General features: G+C 70.6%; 12 protein-coding genes. 4 read left to right on the forward strand and 8 right to left on the reverse strand.

Features of this window, described 5'->3' with window-relative positions:
- Positions 1-30: 30 nt before the first annotated feature.
- Genes KDK95_RS20660 through KDK95_RS20670 form a run of 3 tightly spaced genes read right to left on the reverse strand, consistent with a single transcriptional unit; the run spans position 31 to position 4,705 of the window.
- Entirely contained in the window at positions 31-2,106 is a 2,076-nt protein-coding gene (locus KDK95_RS20660; RefSeq protein ID WP_212519870.1) for a glycosyltransferase family 39 protein, read from the reverse strand.
- Positions 2,103-3,164 carry a glycoside hydrolase family 26 protein gene (locus KDK95_RS20665; RefSeq protein WP_212519871.1) on the reverse strand — a complete coding sequence of 354 codons (1,062 nt, stop codon included), beginning with the start codon at positions 3,162-3,164 and terminating at the stop codon, positions 2,103-2,105. The genes KDK95_RS20660 and KDK95_RS20665 overlap by 4 nt, the downstream gene beginning before the upstream one ends.
- Positions 3,165-3,193: 29 nt before the next feature.
- Positions 3,194-4,705, reverse strand: coding sequence for a glycosyltransferase family 2 protein (locus KDK95_RS20670; protein WP_212519872.1), 1,512 nt, complete (start codon positions 4,703-4,705; stop codon positions 3,194-3,196).
- Positions 4,706-5,077: 372 nt separating this feature from the next.
- Here KDK95_RS20670 and KDK95_RS20675 point away from each other — a divergent pair, with 372 nt between their 5' ends.
- Positions 5,078-6,433, forward strand: coding sequence for a polysaccharide biosynthesis protein (locus KDK95_RS20675; RefSeq protein ID WP_212519873.1), 1,356 nt, complete (start codon positions 5,078-5,080; stop codon positions 6,431-6,433).
- A gap of 116 nt (positions 6,434-6,549) precedes the next feature.
- On the opposite strand, the gene KDK95_RS20680 is transcribed toward KDK95_RS20675, so the two are convergent.
- Positions 6,550-7,593 carry a phosphotransferase family protein gene (locus tag KDK95_RS20680; RefSeq protein ID WP_212519874.1) on the reverse strand — a complete coding sequence of 348 codons (1,044 nt, stop codon included), beginning with the start codon at positions 7,591-7,593 and terminating at the stop codon, positions 6,550-6,552.
- A 148-nt stretch (positions 7,594-7,741) separates the two neighbouring features.
- The gene (locus KDK95_RS20685; protein ID WP_212519875.1) at positions 7,742-9,124 is read right to left on the reverse strand and encodes a glycine--tRNA ligase; all 1,383 of its coding nucleotides are present in this window, start codon (positions 9,122-9,124) and stop codon (positions 7,742-7,744) included.
- Positions 9,125-9,325: 201 nt separating this feature from the next.
- Between KDK95_RS20685 and KDK95_RS20690 the strand changes: the two genes are divergently transcribed.
- Positions 9,326-9,772: a Fur family transcriptional regulator gene (locus KDK95_RS20690; RefSeq protein ID WP_249161611.1), complete on the forward strand. Its 447-nt coding sequence runs from the start codon at positions 9,326-9,328 to the stop codon at positions 9,770-9,772.
- Here KDK95_RS20690 and KDK95_RS20695 read toward each other — a convergent pair.
- From KDK95_RS20695 to KDK95_RS20705, 3 genes are all read right to left on the reverse strand, one after another.
- A complete protein-coding gene (locus KDK95_RS20695) occupies positions 9,769-10,860 on the reverse strand; it encodes an IS630 family transposase (protein WP_212519876.1) in 1,092 nt (363 codons plus the stop codon). The two genes, KDK95_RS20690 and KDK95_RS20695, sit on opposite strands and share 4 nt — an antisense overlap.
- 236 nt (positions 10,861-11,096) lie before the next feature.
- Positions 11,097-11,672 carry a GNAT family N-acetyltransferase gene (locus KDK95_RS20700; RefSeq protein ID WP_212519877.1) on the reverse strand — a complete coding sequence of 192 codons (576 nt, stop codon included), beginning with the start codon at positions 11,670-11,672 and terminating at the stop codon, positions 11,097-11,099.
- 79 nt (positions 11,673-11,751) lie between these two features.
- Positions 11,752-13,446 carry an enoyl-CoA hydratase-related protein gene (locus KDK95_RS20705; RefSeq protein ID WP_212519878.1) on the reverse strand — a complete coding sequence of 565 codons (1,695 nt, stop codon included), beginning with the start codon at positions 13,444-13,446 and terminating at the stop codon, positions 11,752-11,754.
- Positions 13,447-13,818: 372 nt separating this feature from the next.
- Here KDK95_RS20705 and KDK95_RS20710 point away from each other — a divergent pair, with 372 nt between their 5' ends.
- Together KDK95_RS20710 and KDK95_RS20715 are read left to right on the forward strand one after the other, a co-directional pair.
- Positions 13,819-14,697, forward strand: coding sequence for a DUF4097 family beta strand repeat-containing protein (locus KDK95_RS20710; protein WP_212519879.1), 879 nt, complete (start codon positions 13,819-13,821; stop codon positions 14,695-14,697).
- Entirely contained in the window at positions 14,694-15,677 is a 984-nt protein-coding gene (locus KDK95_RS20715) for a PadR family transcriptional regulator (protein ID WP_212519880.1), read from the forward strand. Before KDK95_RS20710 ends, KDK95_RS20715 begins: the two co-directional genes overlap by 4 nt.
- Positions 15,678-15,745 lie beyond the last annotated feature (68 nt).

The following is a 15,745-nucleotide window of genomic DNA, read 5'->3' on the forward strand; positions in this document are numbered from 1 at the left end:
CCTAGGTTATTACGCGCCGGGCACCGTCCACTACTTGCGAACCCAGACGTAGGACCAGGCGGGCCCGCCGCTGGTCGGGGTGTAGATCTTCGCGGCCAGCCGGTAGATCGGCGAGTTGTAGAGAGCCTGGGCGATGGCCTGCTCCGCCCCCGGGTTCGCGCTGAAGTCGTAGCTGACGACCTGGAAGTAGCCGGCCTGGATGGCATCGGCGTAGGCGGCGTCGCCGGTGATGTACTTACCCTGCTCGTCCCACCAGCCGAAGGAGAAGGCGTCGGTGATCTGCGAGGGCTCCGCGTACGGGTCGCCGCGCAGCAGGTAGATCGCGTTGGGTCCGTCGGCGAACAGGTAGTGCGCACCGGGCTTCTGGTACTTCACCAGCGCGGCGACCGCGGCGTACGAGTTCGTCCAGCTGTGGAACATCGACAGGGACTGGCCCATGCCGAGCGCGAAGGTCAGTACCAGTACGCCGATGCCGAGTTGCACGCGGTGGAAGTGCGGCCCGACGATGCGCACGAGGCCGTAGCCAGCCAGCGGCGCCGCGAAGAACAGCCCGAAGCCGACGTGCTTCTGGAGCGAGACCGCAGTGTGCAGATGCGCTTGGTAGAGCGGGGCCAGCAATGCGGTGCCGGCCAGCAAGACGGCCAGCGCCGTGCGCTGCCAGCGGTCCGGCGAGACCGCCGGATGGGCGTGCCGCCGCGGAAGCCTTACCACGAACACGGCGCCGATCAGCGCAATGACGAAGACGACGCCGATGTACTGGCCCGCCTGCTTCATCACGAGCGTCAAGGTGTCCGTGCCGTGGGCCCGGTTCGTCGTGGTCGCGCTGATACCTGCCGCCGCCGACGTGCCGGCGAGCCGGTACCCGGTGTAGAGGACGCAGGCCGTGCCGAGGCTCAGCGCGATCGGCCGGATCACGGCCCAGGCTCGGGAATACGGCGCGGCCGCCAGGAACGCGAGGACGAAGATGGTCGGCACGAACAGCAGCGAAACGTATTTCGTGCCCACCGCGAGCGCGGCGGGGAAGACCGCCAGCAGATAGAACGGGTAGTTGCTCGCGGCGAAGCGCACGACGAGGAACGTCGCGAGGGCCAGCAGGAACAGTGCGGGCGCGTCGTACGTGGCGAGACCGCCGAGGAAGAGCGTCGGCTCGGTGCACGAGAAGAGCGCCGCGGCGCACAGGCCGGCCCGCGTGCCGAACAGCCGCCGGGTGATCAGGTACAGCAGTCCCGTGGTGGCGAGCATGAACAGCAGGCTGAGCAGGCGCGCCGCGAAGATGCCGCCGATCTGGTCGGCCAGCGCGCCGAGCGGCGGGTAGAGCACGGGGGCGCCGGAGAAGTACGACCAGAAGTCGATTCCGGTGGACGTGCCGTGGAGCATGTGGGCCAGCTCGAGGTGTCCCGAGTACAGGTAGAGCGACTCGTCCACGAACGGGGAGTTGTTGTTGCGCAGCGAGAGCACCGCCTGGACGGCCATGATCGACCCGACCAGCGCCCGGCGCGGCCAGGCGCCCGTCCAGAACCCGGGACGCTGGGACTTCGCGGCCTCGGAGTCGTCGTCCTCGATCTTGATCGCGCTGATCAGCTCGGTCTCGGCGTGCATGGCCTTGGCGCGCAGCGACTCCGGCCGCATCAGGACGCCGGTCTCGTCGAAGGGCACGTGGTCCTGCCAGCGCGGCGGCCCGTGGAAGCCGCCGTCGTCCGGCTTGCCGCCGGGCTGCTTGCCGCCGGCCGGCTTCGCGCCGCCGGGAGCCTGCGGTCGCGTGTCGGGCGCCGCGGGCTGCTCACCTGTTGCGGGCTGCGTACCCGCCGCGGGCTGCGCGGTTTCGGCCTCGACGTCGGCCGAGCCGTTCGCGGCGGTCGCCGACCGCGGCGGGGAGGCGAACTCCGGCGGCACCGGAATCGGCTCGCGCTGCGGGTGGATCACGGCGACCGCGGCGGGGATCACCTGGGTGCTGTCCGGATCGGCGTCGAGCGCGCCGGTTCCGGCGCCCGCCTCGTCACCGGGCTCGTCCATCCATTCGGCGAACCGGTCGCGCAGGGAGGGCTGCGCCGGCGACATCAGCCGCGTCTCGGCGGACGATTCCGTCTCGATTCCTTCGTCGCTCATTTGGCCGTCGTCACCGCCCCGCTGAAGTCGCCCGAGGACAGCGCGCTCTTGAACGCGCCCAGGAGCGTGGGACGGTTCTCGATCCGCCAGTCCCCGCCCTTGTCGAAGTCGTACCAGACGAACCCGACTATGTCGGAGTGCTGCTCCACCGCGTCGAAGAGCTGGGTCAGCGATTCGAGCTCGTGGGAGCCCGACTCCACCGCCGTCTCCGCGATGATGAACGGCTTCTTGGTGAACCCGCGGACCTCGGTGAGCGTCGGAAGGTAGAGGGAGGAGTAGGTGTTCGGGCCGTCCTGCGTCCAGTAGCCGGTGACCCCGACCCAGTCCACGTACGCGTCGCCGGGGTAGTAGTCGGCGAGATGCACGCTCGAGACGGGATAGATGTCGTTGGGGTCCCAGATCCAGATGACGTTGGTCGCGCCCTCGTCGGTGAAGATCTTGTGGATGTGCTGCCAGGCCGCGACGAACTCGGCGGCCGTGGTGCCGGTCGTTCCCCACGGGTACCAGTTGCCGTTGAACTCGTGGCCGAAGCTCAGCGCGATCGGCACGTCCAGGGAGCGCACGGAGGCCGCGAACGCCTTGACGTACGTGTCGGAGGCGCCCGAGGCGATCTTCGCCAGCGCGGTGTTCCAGGGTTCCCACACCACGAAGTCCAGCGCCCCGTAGGACCAGGCGTTGGAGGCCGCGGAGGTGTCGAACGAGGTCCCCCAGGCGACGTAGTGCCCGATGATGTCCGGCTTCGTGCCGACCCAGGAGGCGAACTGCTTGGCCGGCGTCAGCGACTCGGGGGCTCCGTTGATCTCGACACCGAGGTACTTCTTACCCGGCTGCAGCAGCGGGGAGACGTCGTAGGCCGGCTTGAGTCCGGCCGTGCTTCCGGCCGAGCCCTTCGCCTGCACCTGCCCGGCCCCCGTCCACAGCGGCGCGGGCCCGCTGCCCACGGCGGTACCTCCGGCGACCGGATGGTACGGATCGTTCCAGTCCGCCGCCGAGGAGACGGTCGAACACGCGCAGAGCAGCGAGCCGAGAAGGGCCATCGCCGCCAGGAGGATGGGCACCCGCCGGCGCCCGGTCGTTCCGTGCCGCATCATGCTTCTGCTTTCTGGGGTTGGCGCAGCACCCGCGCGGCCGTCGCCGCGTAGAACAGGCCGGAGGCGAGGAAGAGGGCGTAGTCGATCGGGTCCCCGTTCCTCATCCGCCACAGCGCCGTGCCGACCCAGGCCGCCGCCGTCACGCAGGTCCAGCCGATCATCCCGATCCAGAACCGGCGGTTGCGGCCCTGCTTCTTCGACGAGGAGCCGGTGGGCTGCCAGCCCATGCGCTTGTTGCGCAGCACGTCGTAGATCGTGAAGACGTGGGCCCAGCCGTAGACCATCCGGCACGCGTACGCCTCGAGCCGGTAGGGCGCGCGGTGCCACAGCGGGAAGAGCAGGCCGGCGTAGATGAGCCCGGGGATGACCCACACCAGGTTCGCCACGCGCATCTCCTGCGGCCAGAAGATCATCAGCGCCATCGGCACCAGTGGGACGATGAACGTCGCCAGGGCCGTGTGGACGTAGTAGAAGAACCCCGACAGGTAGCTCAGCCGCACGCGCCAGGGCAGCTTCGTGCCCCAGAACTTCCTGCTGCCGAGCATGCTCATGTTGCCGGAGCACCACCGGTACTGCTGGTTGACGTAGGCGGCGACGTTGTCGGGGCACACGCCGGTGGACAGCGCGAGCGGGAGGTAGCTCAGCCGCCAGCCCTTGGTGTACAGGTCGAAGCCGGTGTGCACGTCCTCGGAGTGCTCGATCAGCGTCATGCCGCCGTTGGCCTCGAGCGCGGCCCTGCGGTAGACGGCGCACGTGCCCACGCAGATCGCGCCGTCGTAGTTGGACAGCGAGGTCTGGATGTTGCGGTAGAACAGCTCCTGCACGGCTCCCGCGCCGCGCTCGAGCCAGCTCTGCTGGTCCAGCACCCGGAAGAACTGCGGGGTCTGCACGATGCCGAGCGTCGGGTCCGCCTCCATGTGCGGCAGGATCTCGTCGAGGAAGTCCGGCCGCGGCGCGAAGTCGGCGTCGAGCAGCAGGATGTACGGCGCGTGCGAGATGCGGTAGCCGTAAAGCAGGTTGCCGGCCTTCTTGTACCAGCCGCGGTTGGCCCGGCCGGCGTAGACGAACCCGAACTCCCCGGCCATCCGCTGCAGCTTGGGGCTGGAGGAGTCGTCCAGCACGTACGCGGTGACCCGGCCCTTGTAGTGCTCGCGCAGGGCGGCGACGTTCTCCCAGGTGTTGCGCAGCACCTCGACCGGCTCGCCGCAGACCGGGAGCAGCACGTCGACGGCGGGGTAGGACTCCGGGGCCCAGGCGGCCGCGAGCCTGCGATGGCCGGCTATGTCGAATTCCGGTGCGGTCGCCGTCACCACCTGCGAGATCAGAAAGTAGACGACGGTGAAGCCGAGGAACGGAACGTAAGACCACATCCACGGAGAGAGCCGCGTCATCAGGATCTGGCTGTATACGAGTGCAATGAAGCTCAGCGAGGAAAAGATCAGCAGGATCCTGTTGCCGCGTCTCGCGTACGAGTATTTCTCCTGGTCGTCCGGGGGGACCGGAAGCAACCCGCCCTCATCGTGGCGCACAATCGCCGGATTCGCCGGCGGCCTCGTCGCGGCGGCGGGACCTTCATATGCCGCCGAGGGTCTGCGTGACCGTTTTGCCTGGCCGCGCCGCGTGCCGAGGGCTTCAGACATGAAGCTTCGTGTCCCCTCATGAACCGTTTCTGAGCTGTTCTCACGAGCTGCTGGGTCGAGATGCTACCGTGTGCGCCGGGTAAGCAGATCCCGCAACCGGAAATTTCCCGACGCGCCGGGGTGGGTGGACGCATCCTGTGCTAGCTTCGTAATTCTTCGGTGCCGCAGTGTAGCGGCAGTGGTGTGCGGCCGTCGCCCGGCTAACCGCCGCGGGCACGGACCTGCGTTGGGGAGGACACTGTGAGAAGCATCAATGAGCTGCTGGGCGATCTCCGAGCAACGGCGCCCCCGCAGGCCGCGGAGCTCTCGGCGGCGCAGGTGGAGCGGCTGCGCACGCTGACCAGGGAGCTGCTCGAGCTCAAGCCGCAGTCGCTGGCCGAGTACCGCCGCTTCGAGGGTGTCCGCACCCGATGTATCGATCTGCCGAAGCAGGAAATCGCGGCACACGTCGAGGGAGCGACGATCCTGGTGACCGGCGGTACCGGCTGCATCGGCCGGGTGCTGCTCGGCCAGCTGCTGCCGCACCGCCCCGCCCGGCTGGTGAGCCTCAGCCGCGGACGCACCGCCCTGCCGCGTATCGACGGCGTCGAATTCGTCTACGGAGACGTCCGCTACCGCTCCAGCCTCGACGAGGTCTTCGCGGAGATCCGGCCGGACATCGTCTTCCACGTCGCCGCGCAGCGCAACCCGGGCCTGGCCGAGGTCGAGGTGCTGCGCACCGTGGCCACCAACGTTTTCGGCACGCGCAACGTCCTGCAGGCCGCGGCGCGCTGCGGCGCCGGCACCGTGGTGACCGCCTCGACCGGCAAGGCCCTGCGGCCCTACTCGCCGGACGTCTACGCCGCCTCCAAGCGGATCGGCGAGTGGATCCTCGCGAGGACCGCCGCGACCGGCGAGCTGCGCCTGGCCGCCTCCCGGTTCACGCACGTGGTCGATAATTCGATCATCGGCGAGCGGCTGCGCTCGTGGTGCGCGAAGGACGAGCCGATCCGGCTGCACAGCGCGGAGATCGGCTTCTACATCCAGTCAGCGCTCGAGTCCGCGCAGCTGCTGCTCTGCGGCCTGCTCGACGCGCAGCCCGGCAACCTGCGGCTCAACGCCCTGCGCGACCTGGACTGGCCCGCGAGCCTGCTCGAGGTCGCCCTCGGCGCCGTCGCGCACACCGGCTCGGCGGCCCCGGTCTACATCGCCGGGTACGACAGCGGCTACGAGGAGCAGGCCTTCCCCGGCCTCTACGACCCGATGACCGCCGGCGACGTCAGCCCGCTGATCAACGTGTTCGAGGCCATCGGCGCCAAGGCCGCCGCCTCCGAGCAGGTCGACATGTTCATCCCGGACGTGCTGAGCGACGACGAGCCGGCGCAGCGCGCCCTCGCCGAGCTCGAGTCCGTCTGCGTCCCCGCGCTGACCGGCGAACCCGACCCCTGCGTCGTGCGCCAGAAGCTCGACGAGCTCTCCTGGGCCCTGCTGGACGCGACGGTCGTCGAGATCCCCAGCCAGTCCCGCGCCCGCGCCGTACGGCTCGCCGAGCGCTCGGTCGCGACGCTTCCCGAACAGCATCCGCACCACCGGCTCCTCGGCACCCTGCGTCCGTGAACCGCGGGCATCGATCGTAGGGCGGGCGGGCGCATACGGCGCCCGTTCCGCATTTCGGGGCAACTCCCTATTTAGGGTCACCACGCGCCGATTCGCCATACCCGACCGTCCGCCGGTCAGGACCGTGCGACCGTCCAGCAGAGCCTTGAGCAGCACGCGAGCCGCGCCGGATCCGTCGGGGCCGCGGCCCAGGCCACGGCCTCGGCGCCGTGGTGCTCCGCGATGCCCCGCATGAACCCGCGGTCGGGGAAGTCCCCCTCCAGCAGGCGCAGCGGCCCGGCCGTCAGCGAGAGCCGCTGGACGAGCATGTAGAGCGCGAGGCGGTCTTCGTCCAGATCGCCGGCCGAAACATATCGGTAATCCGCGTGCGTACGCAGTCGAAGAAAGACGTGCTCCCATTCGACGTCGTAGTACATGAGGTCTTCGATGTCGATGAGGACCGGCCGGCGGTCGCGGTCGACCAGGACGTGGTCGAGCCCGAGTTCGCCGTGGACGACGGAGTACTCGGCGCGCGGCCGGATCGCCGCCGCGAGGGCGTGGAGTCGTGCCTCCAGTTGGTCGTGCACCTTCGCGATACGCGGATCGCGCGCGGTGGCGTCCGCGAGACAGCGAAGGCCCCACGCGAGCGCGTCGGCTTCGCAGGAGCCTCCTCGGGACGTGCCGCCGCCGTCGACCAACGACACGTTGCCGTACGCCGGTGCACGGTAGTCGCGCATCGCCCTGAGACCTTCGGCCAGGCGCGCCATCGTCGGCGCGGCCCCCTCGGGATCGCGCGCGAGGAAACTCTCCAGGTTCCCGCCCGGGAAGTCCTCGACGATCGCGAGGTCGGCCGGGGCGTACGTCCGGTCGCGGTCGACGAGGTAGAGCCCGGGGACGCGCAGGCCGAGCGATTCCAGGCGCGCGCGTGCGACTTCGAACAAGCCGAGCCCGTAGCCGGGCGAGAACGGATCGGCGAGATCGCCGTCCCCGTCGCCCGCTTCCGCCGCCGGCCAGTAGTTCTCCGAGGCCTCCCACCGGTACGCGACCGCCGTCGTCTCGTCGTCCATGGTCAGCCGGTACACGCCCTTGCGGCTGCCGCCGGTCAGCCGCTCGACGCGTTCGAGCCGCCGCCCGCCGCCCAGCGCAGCCTGAGCCGCTCGCGCCAGTTCGTCCCGCGTCACGCTTCTCGGTGCCACCTCCACGCCCCTCCGCTTCGTCTCGGCTACCGACGGAGCCTACGGGAACGAACATCGGGCCGTCCCGCGGATATCGATCCGCGGAACAGCCCGACGTCGGGTGCCGCTGGGTGTCCTTGAGCGCCGCCGTGGGTCAGCAGCCCGGCAGGCGGGTGGCGAGGTAGGTCTCGACCTGGTCCAGCGAGACGCGCTCCTGGTGCATCGTGTCGCGCTCGCGGACGGTCACGGCGTTGTCCTCGAGGGTGTCGAAGTCGACCGTGACGCAGAACGGCGTGCCGATCTCGTCGTGGCGGCGGTAGCGGCGGCCGATGCCCTGGGCGTCGTCGAAGTCGACGTTCCAGTTGCGGCGCAGGTTGTTCGCCAGCTCCTTGGCCTTGGGGGACAGATCGGTGTTGCGCGAGAGCGGCAGCACGGCGACCTTGATCGGGGCCAGGCGCCGATCCAGCTTGAGCACCGCGCGCTTCTCCATCTTGCCCGCCGCGCTCAGCGCCTCCTCCTCGACGTACGCGTCGAGCAGGAACGCCAGCATCGCCCGGTTCACGCCCGCGGCCGGCTCGATCACGAACGGGGTGAACCGCTCGTTGTTCGGCTGGTCGAAGTACGACAGGTCCTGGCCGGAGGCCTTCGAGTGCGTGGTCAGGTCGAAGTCGGTCCGGTTCGCGATGCCCTCGAGCTCGCCGAACTCGTTGCCGCCGAACTGGAAGCGGTACTCGATGTCGACGGTCCGCTTCGAGTAGTGCGACAGCTTCTCCTTCGGGTGCTCGTACAGCCGCAGGTTCTCCGCCGAGACGCCGAGGCCGGTGTACCAGTCGAAGCGCTCCTGGATCCAGTACTCGTGCCACTTCTCGTCCTCGCCGGGGCGGACGAAGAACTCCATCTCCATCTGCTCGAACTCGCGGGTGCGGAAGATGAAGTTGCCCGGGGTGATCTCGTTGCGGAAGGACTTGCCGATCTGGCCGATGCCGAACGGGATCTTGCGGCGGCTGGACTCGAGCACGTTCTTATAGGACACGAAGATGCCCTGCGCGGTCTCGGGCCGCAGGTAGTGCAGGCCGGAGCCGTCGGCCACCGCGCCGAGGTGCGTGGTGAGCATGCCGTTGAACTGCTTGGGCTCGGTGAACTGGCCCTTCACGCCGCAGTTGGGGCAGTTGACGTCGGCCAGGCCGTGCTCGGGCGCGTGCTTGTGCTTGGCCTCGTACGCCTCTTCGAGGTGGTCGGCGCGGTACCGCTTGTGGCAGGAGAGGCACTCGGTCAGCGGGTCGGTGAACTCCTTGACGTGGCCGGAGGCCTCCCAGACCTCGCGCGCCAGGATCACCGAGGAGTCCAGGCCGACGACATCCTCCCGGCCGCGCACCATCGCCTGCCACCACTGGCGCTTGATGTTCTCCTTCAGCTCCACGCCGAGCGGGCCGTAGTCGTACGCGGCGCGCGAGCCGCCGTAGATCTCGCTGGAGGGGAAGACGATGCCCCTGGCCTTGGCCAGTCGGACGATGGTTTCGATCTTGTCGGCGGCCACGATGATTCATTCCTCTTTTTTCCGCCATCACGCCCGGCTGGCGTGCGGTCTTGCCGCATCGTACCGGGCGCGTCCGAGGGGTCGCCAACGAGATGACCCGCTGCTCGCGCGCCTCGCGCGGCCCGCCGGTCGAACGCGCGGGCGTCCGGTGAGTGGCACAATGAGGGATTGCGCCATACGGAGCTGAAGCGAGGAGTACCGATGCAGTCGCAGCCGCCAGGACCCGCCGGGGCGCGCACCGCCGTGCCCGCGCCGGGCCGCGCCACCCGGCAGCGCGCCGCGGTCACCTCCCTGCTGGACGAGACCGAGGACTTCGTCTCGGCCCAGCAGCTGCACGACCGGCTCCGGCACCGCGGCGACTCGGTCGGCCTGACCACCGTCTACCGTACGCTCCAGTCGCTCGCCGAGACCGGCCAGGTCGACGTCGTGCGCACGGACGAGGGCGAGTCCGTCTACCGGCGCTGCAGCAGCGGCAGCCACCATCACCACCTCGTGTGCCGCAGCTGCGGGACGGCGGTCGAGGTCGAGGGCCCCGCGGTCGAGGCGTGGGCCGGCAAGGTCGCCGCCGAGCACGGCTTCATCCAGGTGGAGCACACCGTCGAGATCTTCGGAACCTGCGCGAACTGCGCCGCGAAACCGGACAGCTAGTGTGACGCGCCTGAAATCCGTTGTAGATATCGGGCGAGGGAGTCGAGGATCTCTTCGGCGGTCTTCTTCCACGCGAACGGTTTCGGGTTGTCGTTCCAGGTCGCTATCCAGTCGCGCACGTCTTGTTCGAGGGCTTGCACGCTGGTGTGGACGCTGCGGCGCAATAGTTGCGAGGTGAGCATCCCGAACCAGCGTTCGACCTGGTTGATCCAGGACGAGCCGGTCGGGGGGAAGTGGACGTGGAAGCGCGGGTGACGGGCGAGCCACTCCAATATCGCCGGGGTCTTGTGGGTCGAGAGGTTGTCGCACACGATGTGCACGTCCAGCTCCGCAGGTACTGCCTTGTCGATGGTGACCAGGAACTTCTTGTACTCGGTGGCGCGGTGGCGGCGGTGCAGCTCGCCGATCACCGTCCCGTCGGCGATGTTGAACGCCGCGAACAGGCTGGTGGTGCCGTGCCGGACGTAGTCGTGGGTGCGCCGCTCGGGCATCCCGGGCATCATCGGCAGCACCGGCTGCGACCGGTCGAGCGCCTGCATCTGCGACTTCTCGTCCACGCACAGCACCACCGCGCGCTCGGGCGGATTGTGGTACAGCCCGACGACGTCGACCACCTTCGCCACGAACAGCGGATCGGTCGAGATCTTGAACCCGTCCTGGATGTGCGGCTTGAGGTCGAACCTGCGCCAGATCCGCCCGATCGTCGAGGCGGACAGGCCGCTGCGCTCGGCCATCGACGAGCGCGTCCAGTGCGTGGCGTTCGCCGGCAGGGACTCGAGAGTGGCGCTGACCACCTCCTCGACCCGGTCCAGCAGGATCGAGGGCGGACGGCCGGGCCGCGGCTCGTCGGCGAGCCCGGCCATCCGGGAGGCGAGGAACCTCCCGCGCCACTTGCCCACCGTCGGCATCGAGATACCCAGGTCATCGGCGATCTGCGTGTTCGTCGCGCCATCCGCGCTCGCCAAGATGATCCGGCACCGCATCGCGTACGCCTGCGACGAAGACGCCGCCCGGACAGCACGCGTCAGCTCCGACCGTTCCGCATCCGTCAGCGTCAACTCGGCCTTCGGCCGACCCGTCCTCGCCACCACATCATCGTACTCTTATTCAATGGACTTCAGGCGCGTCACACTAGGGCGTGTTTTGAAACTAGCGTCGGATCAGGCCGCGGCGTCTGACGCGTGCGTTCGCAAGGCGCCGGGTCGTCCGCATACTGGGCGTACGTGGGCGATCCGGCAACGCGGCGAGCGTGCGTGGCAGGCGTCGCGGACCCGGCGATAGTTCCAAAACACGCCCTGGGCTCCGCGCGCCCCGCGCCGCCCCGCTACGGCGTCACCCACACCATGCTCCGCCCGGTCTCCGCCGGCGCCTTCGCCTCGTCGTCGACGATCCGGTCCAGCCGGAAGCCGAGCCGCTTCGGCACGGCCGCGCTGCGCACGTTGGCCTCGTCGCAGTGGATTTCGATCCGGTCGATCCCCGGCAGGCCCAGGCCGATCTCGGTCATCCGCTCGGCCGCCCGCGTCATGATCCCGCGGCCGGTCACGTCGCTGCGCAGCCAGTAGCCGATCTCCAGCCCGCCGGGGCCGAGCCGGTCCATCAGCGAGATCGCGCCGATCTGCGTGCCGTCGGCGCCGAAGACGCCGTAGTTGAAGGCCCGGCCGACGGCCCAGGACAGGAAGCCGCGCTCGATGAAGTCGCGCTGGTCCTCGATCTGGACCGGCTCCACGCACCAGGGCATCCAGGGGCTCAGCTCGGCGGAGCTGGCCGCGATCGCCGCGTGCAGGCCCGGGGCGTCGTCCCTGGTGTACCGGCGCAGGTGGAATTCGCCTATCTCGACCCGCCCGGGCGGGTAGGCGCCGAGCGGCAGGGCCTTCGGCGGTTCTTCGGGGGTGTCAGTCATACGGGTCGATCTTGCCGAAGGCGCGTCGGCGGGGCAACCGCTTTCCCCGTCCGCTCCCGCCGCCGTCCCCGTGCCCGGGCTACGCCCGGTCGAGCTGCGCCGCCGCACGCAGGTGCTCCGGGGTCCGCTTCGGCGCTTCCTTGCGCACGAACGCGCGGCGCAGCGCGTGGTACGGCGCGGCCGGGTCGTCGAAGATGGCGCGCATCCTGGAGAGCTCGGCCTGCCGGTAGCGGTTCAGCGGGTGCACGGACTCGTCCGCGGCCAGCCGCTTCGCCTTCTGCGCGATCCGGGTGCCGATGTCCGCCCTGGCCGCCAGCTCGAACGCGTCGGCCCACACGGCGTCGGTGAAGTCCGACGGGTCCACGTCCACCAGCCGCTCGGCCAGCCCCCCGCGCAGCGCGGCCGCCGCGCTGACCGGCAGCGCCGCCCCGGTCAGCCGGTCCGCCTCGGCCCGGCCGACCCGGCGCGGCAGCACGTAGGTCCAGTACTCGGAGCCGTAGAGGCCCATCAGCCGATAGTGCGGGTTGAGCACCGCGCCGCGGCGCAGCCAGACCTCGTCCGCCGCGAAGCCGAGCACCGCGCTCCCCGCCGCCGCGTTGCCGCCCATCGCCGCCACCACGATCCGGTCCGACATCCGCAGCACGGCCTCGACCACGTCGTCGATCGCGTTGATGTTCGCCCAGGACTCGGCCGCCGGGTCGTCGGCCGCCTCGATCACGCCGAGGTGGATGCCGTTGCCGAAGAAGTCCCGCCGGCCGCCGAGAACCAGGACCCTGGTACGCCGGGTGGCCGCGTGCCGCAGCGCCTTCAGCAGCCTGCGGCAGTGCTCGGTGCTCAGCGCGCCGCCGGGGAAGCCGAAGCTGAGCATCCCGACCTCGGCGCGCTCCCGGTAGGCGATCTCCGGCGAGCCAGGGCACTCCGGCAGGTGGCCCACGGACCCGGACAGCGCGAGCGCGGCGGGCAGCTTCACCCCGGCCGGGCCGCCGGGCCGCCGCTTCGGCTTCGCGTGGCTGAGCCAGACGGCGCCGTCGGCCGTCGCCCGGCACACGGCGCCGGTCCGGGTGGCCAGCAGCGTTCCCGGCCGGCCGCGCAGCGCGTACTCGGGCTCGCCGCCGTAGAGGTAGAACTCGCGTCCCTCGACCCTGTCGAGCACGCCCGGGCTGGAGTCCGCCGCGCGCAGCAGGGCGCTGACCCGATCGGTCGAGTCCAGCGCCCAGTCGATCCGGCGCAGCTGCTGCGGGAACACGCCGCGGGTCACGCACTCGCGCTGCGGGCGCGGCCGCAGGCCGGCGGCGAAGCGGCGCACCGCCTCGTGCACGGCGGTGCTCGCGGCGTCGGCCAGCTCGCCGCGGTAGAGCTCGCTCTTGCCCACGCCGGGCGGGATCCGGAAGTCCGCCGTCGCCCAGACCGGTCCCGCGTCCATCTCGGCCACGGCCTGCAGCACGGTCACGCCCCAGCTCTCCGCGCCCAGGTGCAGCGCCCAGTCCAGCGACGCGGGCCCGCGGTCCCCGGCCGGGCCGGGATGCACGATCAGGCAGGGCAGCGCGCGCCAGACGTCCTCGGGTATCGCAGTGGTCAGCATCGGGGCGACGCAGAGGTCGAACCTGGGTGGAGCCCCGCCGTCGCCGCCGCCCGGCCCGAACACCGCCTCGCGGACCTCGCCCTGCCCGCAGGACGCGATCACCACCTCGAGTCCGTGCCCTTCGTCCGCCAGTTCGGCGTGGACGCGCTGGGCGAGACTGTTGAAGGCGGTCGCGATCAGCAGGATCCGCACGGAAGGGGTCCTCTCCTCGGGGACTGTCGCCGGAAGCACGGTGACAGAAGCACCGTACGAACGGGCGTTCTGCGGAGACCAGGCCGCACCTGGGGGTACTCGGAGCAAGGCGGCGTCGATACCCGCCCAGCCGTGCGCCGTGGCGCGCCCGTGGCAGACCGCCCGCGACGAGACCGGACGCCGTGGACGATCGTGCGGCGAGCGCCGTGGCGCGCCGGGTGGCGGACCCGTACCGCGCCCCCGACGCGGGTTGATCCACCCGGGTGACGGCAGCGCTTGACTTTCCGGAAACGCGATATATCGTGGTTCTCGAGCGACGCGATACATCGCGTTTCCAGGATACGCGGAGAACGGAAGGAATCGGGGAGGGCCATGGGCGAGAAGTGGAAGATCGAGCAGCCCGAGCAGCTGGCGATCGGCGAGGGGGTGCGCCGGCTGCGCCTGTCGGCGGTCGGCGGCCGCATCAACGTGCTGGGGGTGGACGGGCCCGCGGCGCTCGAGGTCAACCGGATCAGCGGCCCGCCGCTGAACGTGGAGCTCGAGGACGGGGAGCTGACCGTCAAGCACGGCGAGGACCTCAAGAGCGGGCTGTGGAGCTGGATCACCCGCGGCGCGAAGCAGGAGGTGGAACTGTCCATCTCGGTGCCGCCGGACGCGCTGGTCGAGGTCACCGTCGTCTCCGGTCCCGTGGTCGTCTCCAACTTCCACGAGCGGGTCACCGTCAAGGGCGTGTCGGGCGAGTTCACCCTCGCCGGGGTGTACGGGCCGACGAGCGTCAGCACCGTCTCCGGCGCGGTCACGGTCGAGCAGGCCACCGACGACCTCAAGGTGCGGGCCGTGTCCGGCTCGATCACCGTGCTCGCCGGGGCGGGCGGCGAGATCGAGCTCAACACCGTGGCCGGCGCGATCACCGTCGACCTCGAGGACCCCATGCCCGGCCGGGTGCACGCGACCTGCGTGTCCGGCGCGCTGACCGTGCGCCTGCCGCACGACCCTGACGTCGAGGTGGACATCAGCTCCACCAGCGGCCGCGCCACCACGGCGTTCCCCGAGATCACCCGCAGCAGGCAGCCGGGCAGCTCGCGGCTGCAGGGCGTGATCGGCAGCGGCGCCGCCCAGCTCAAGGGACACACCGTGTCGGGATCCATCACACTGTTGCGGCGCGAAGCCGACGAGGACGCCGACGTTCAGGACGTTCAGGACGCGAAGCCGGGCGACACCGGCGAAGAGGGAATCGAGGACGCACGATGACTCCGGTCTTCGGACACGGCCGGCTCCGGCTGTACCTGCTGAAGCTGCTCGACGAGAGCCCCAGGCACGGCTACGAGATCATCCAGCAGCTGCGCGAGCGCTTCGCCGGCCTCTACTCGCCGAGCGCCGGCACCGTCTACCCGCGGCTCGCCCGCCTCGAGACCGAGGGCCTGATCCGGCACGAGACCGACGGCGGCCGCAAGGTCTACCAGATCACCGACGCGGGCCGCGCCGAGCTCGCCGCTCGCGCCGACGAGCTCGAGGAGCTGGAGACCGAGATCCGCGCCTCCGCCCGCGACCTGGCCGAGGGCATCCGCCAGGAGGTGCGCGAGTCGGCCAAGGCCGTGCAGCAGGAGCTCGCCGACCAGGCCCGCCGCGCCCAGCAGGAGGAGCGCGGCGAGGACGCCAGGAGCGGCGGCCCGTGGGGCGGCTGGGCCGGCATACCGCCGTGGGCCCCGCAGCCGCCGGGATCCGCTGACTGGAACCGCGAGCAGTGGAGGGAGTGGAAGCAGCAGCTCAAGGACCAGGCCCAGGACTGGAAGCACCACCAGGAGGAGTGGAAGCAGCAGCAGAAGGAGTGGCGCGAGCAGCAGAAGGACCAGCGCCGCGAGTGGCGCCAGCAGCAGCGCGACTGGCAGCGCGACTGGAAGGAGCAGTGGGCGCGCCAGTGGAAGGAGCAGTGGCAGCAGCAGCAGCGCGACTGGGAGGCCGGCGGCGGCGCGCAGAGCTGGCGCGGCTGGATCGGCGGCCTGGCCGGCGACACCGACTTCAGCCAGCTCGGCGATCTGCTGGGCTACCTGCGCCGCGAGGGCGGCCCGGTGGCGGACGCGTTCCGCCGGCACGGGACGCTCAGCGCCGAGGAGCAGGCCGAGGTCAAGGCGATCATCGACAGCACCCTGCAGCAGCTCAAGGACCTGCTCGACGGCGGCCCGCGCGACGCGCGACCGGAGCCGGAGCCGGAGCCGGAGCCGGAGGAGTAGGCGGCGCAGCGCAGAGGTGCGGCGCAGAGGCAACGCGGCGGGGACGCCGGGGAGCCGGGGCCGGGGAC

Origin of the sequence: Actinospica acidithermotolerans (assembly GCF_018139625.1) — a bacterium.
Classification (GTDB): Bacteria; Actinomycetota; Actinomycetes; order Streptomycetales; family Catenulisporaceae; genus Actinospica; species Actinospica acidithermotolerans.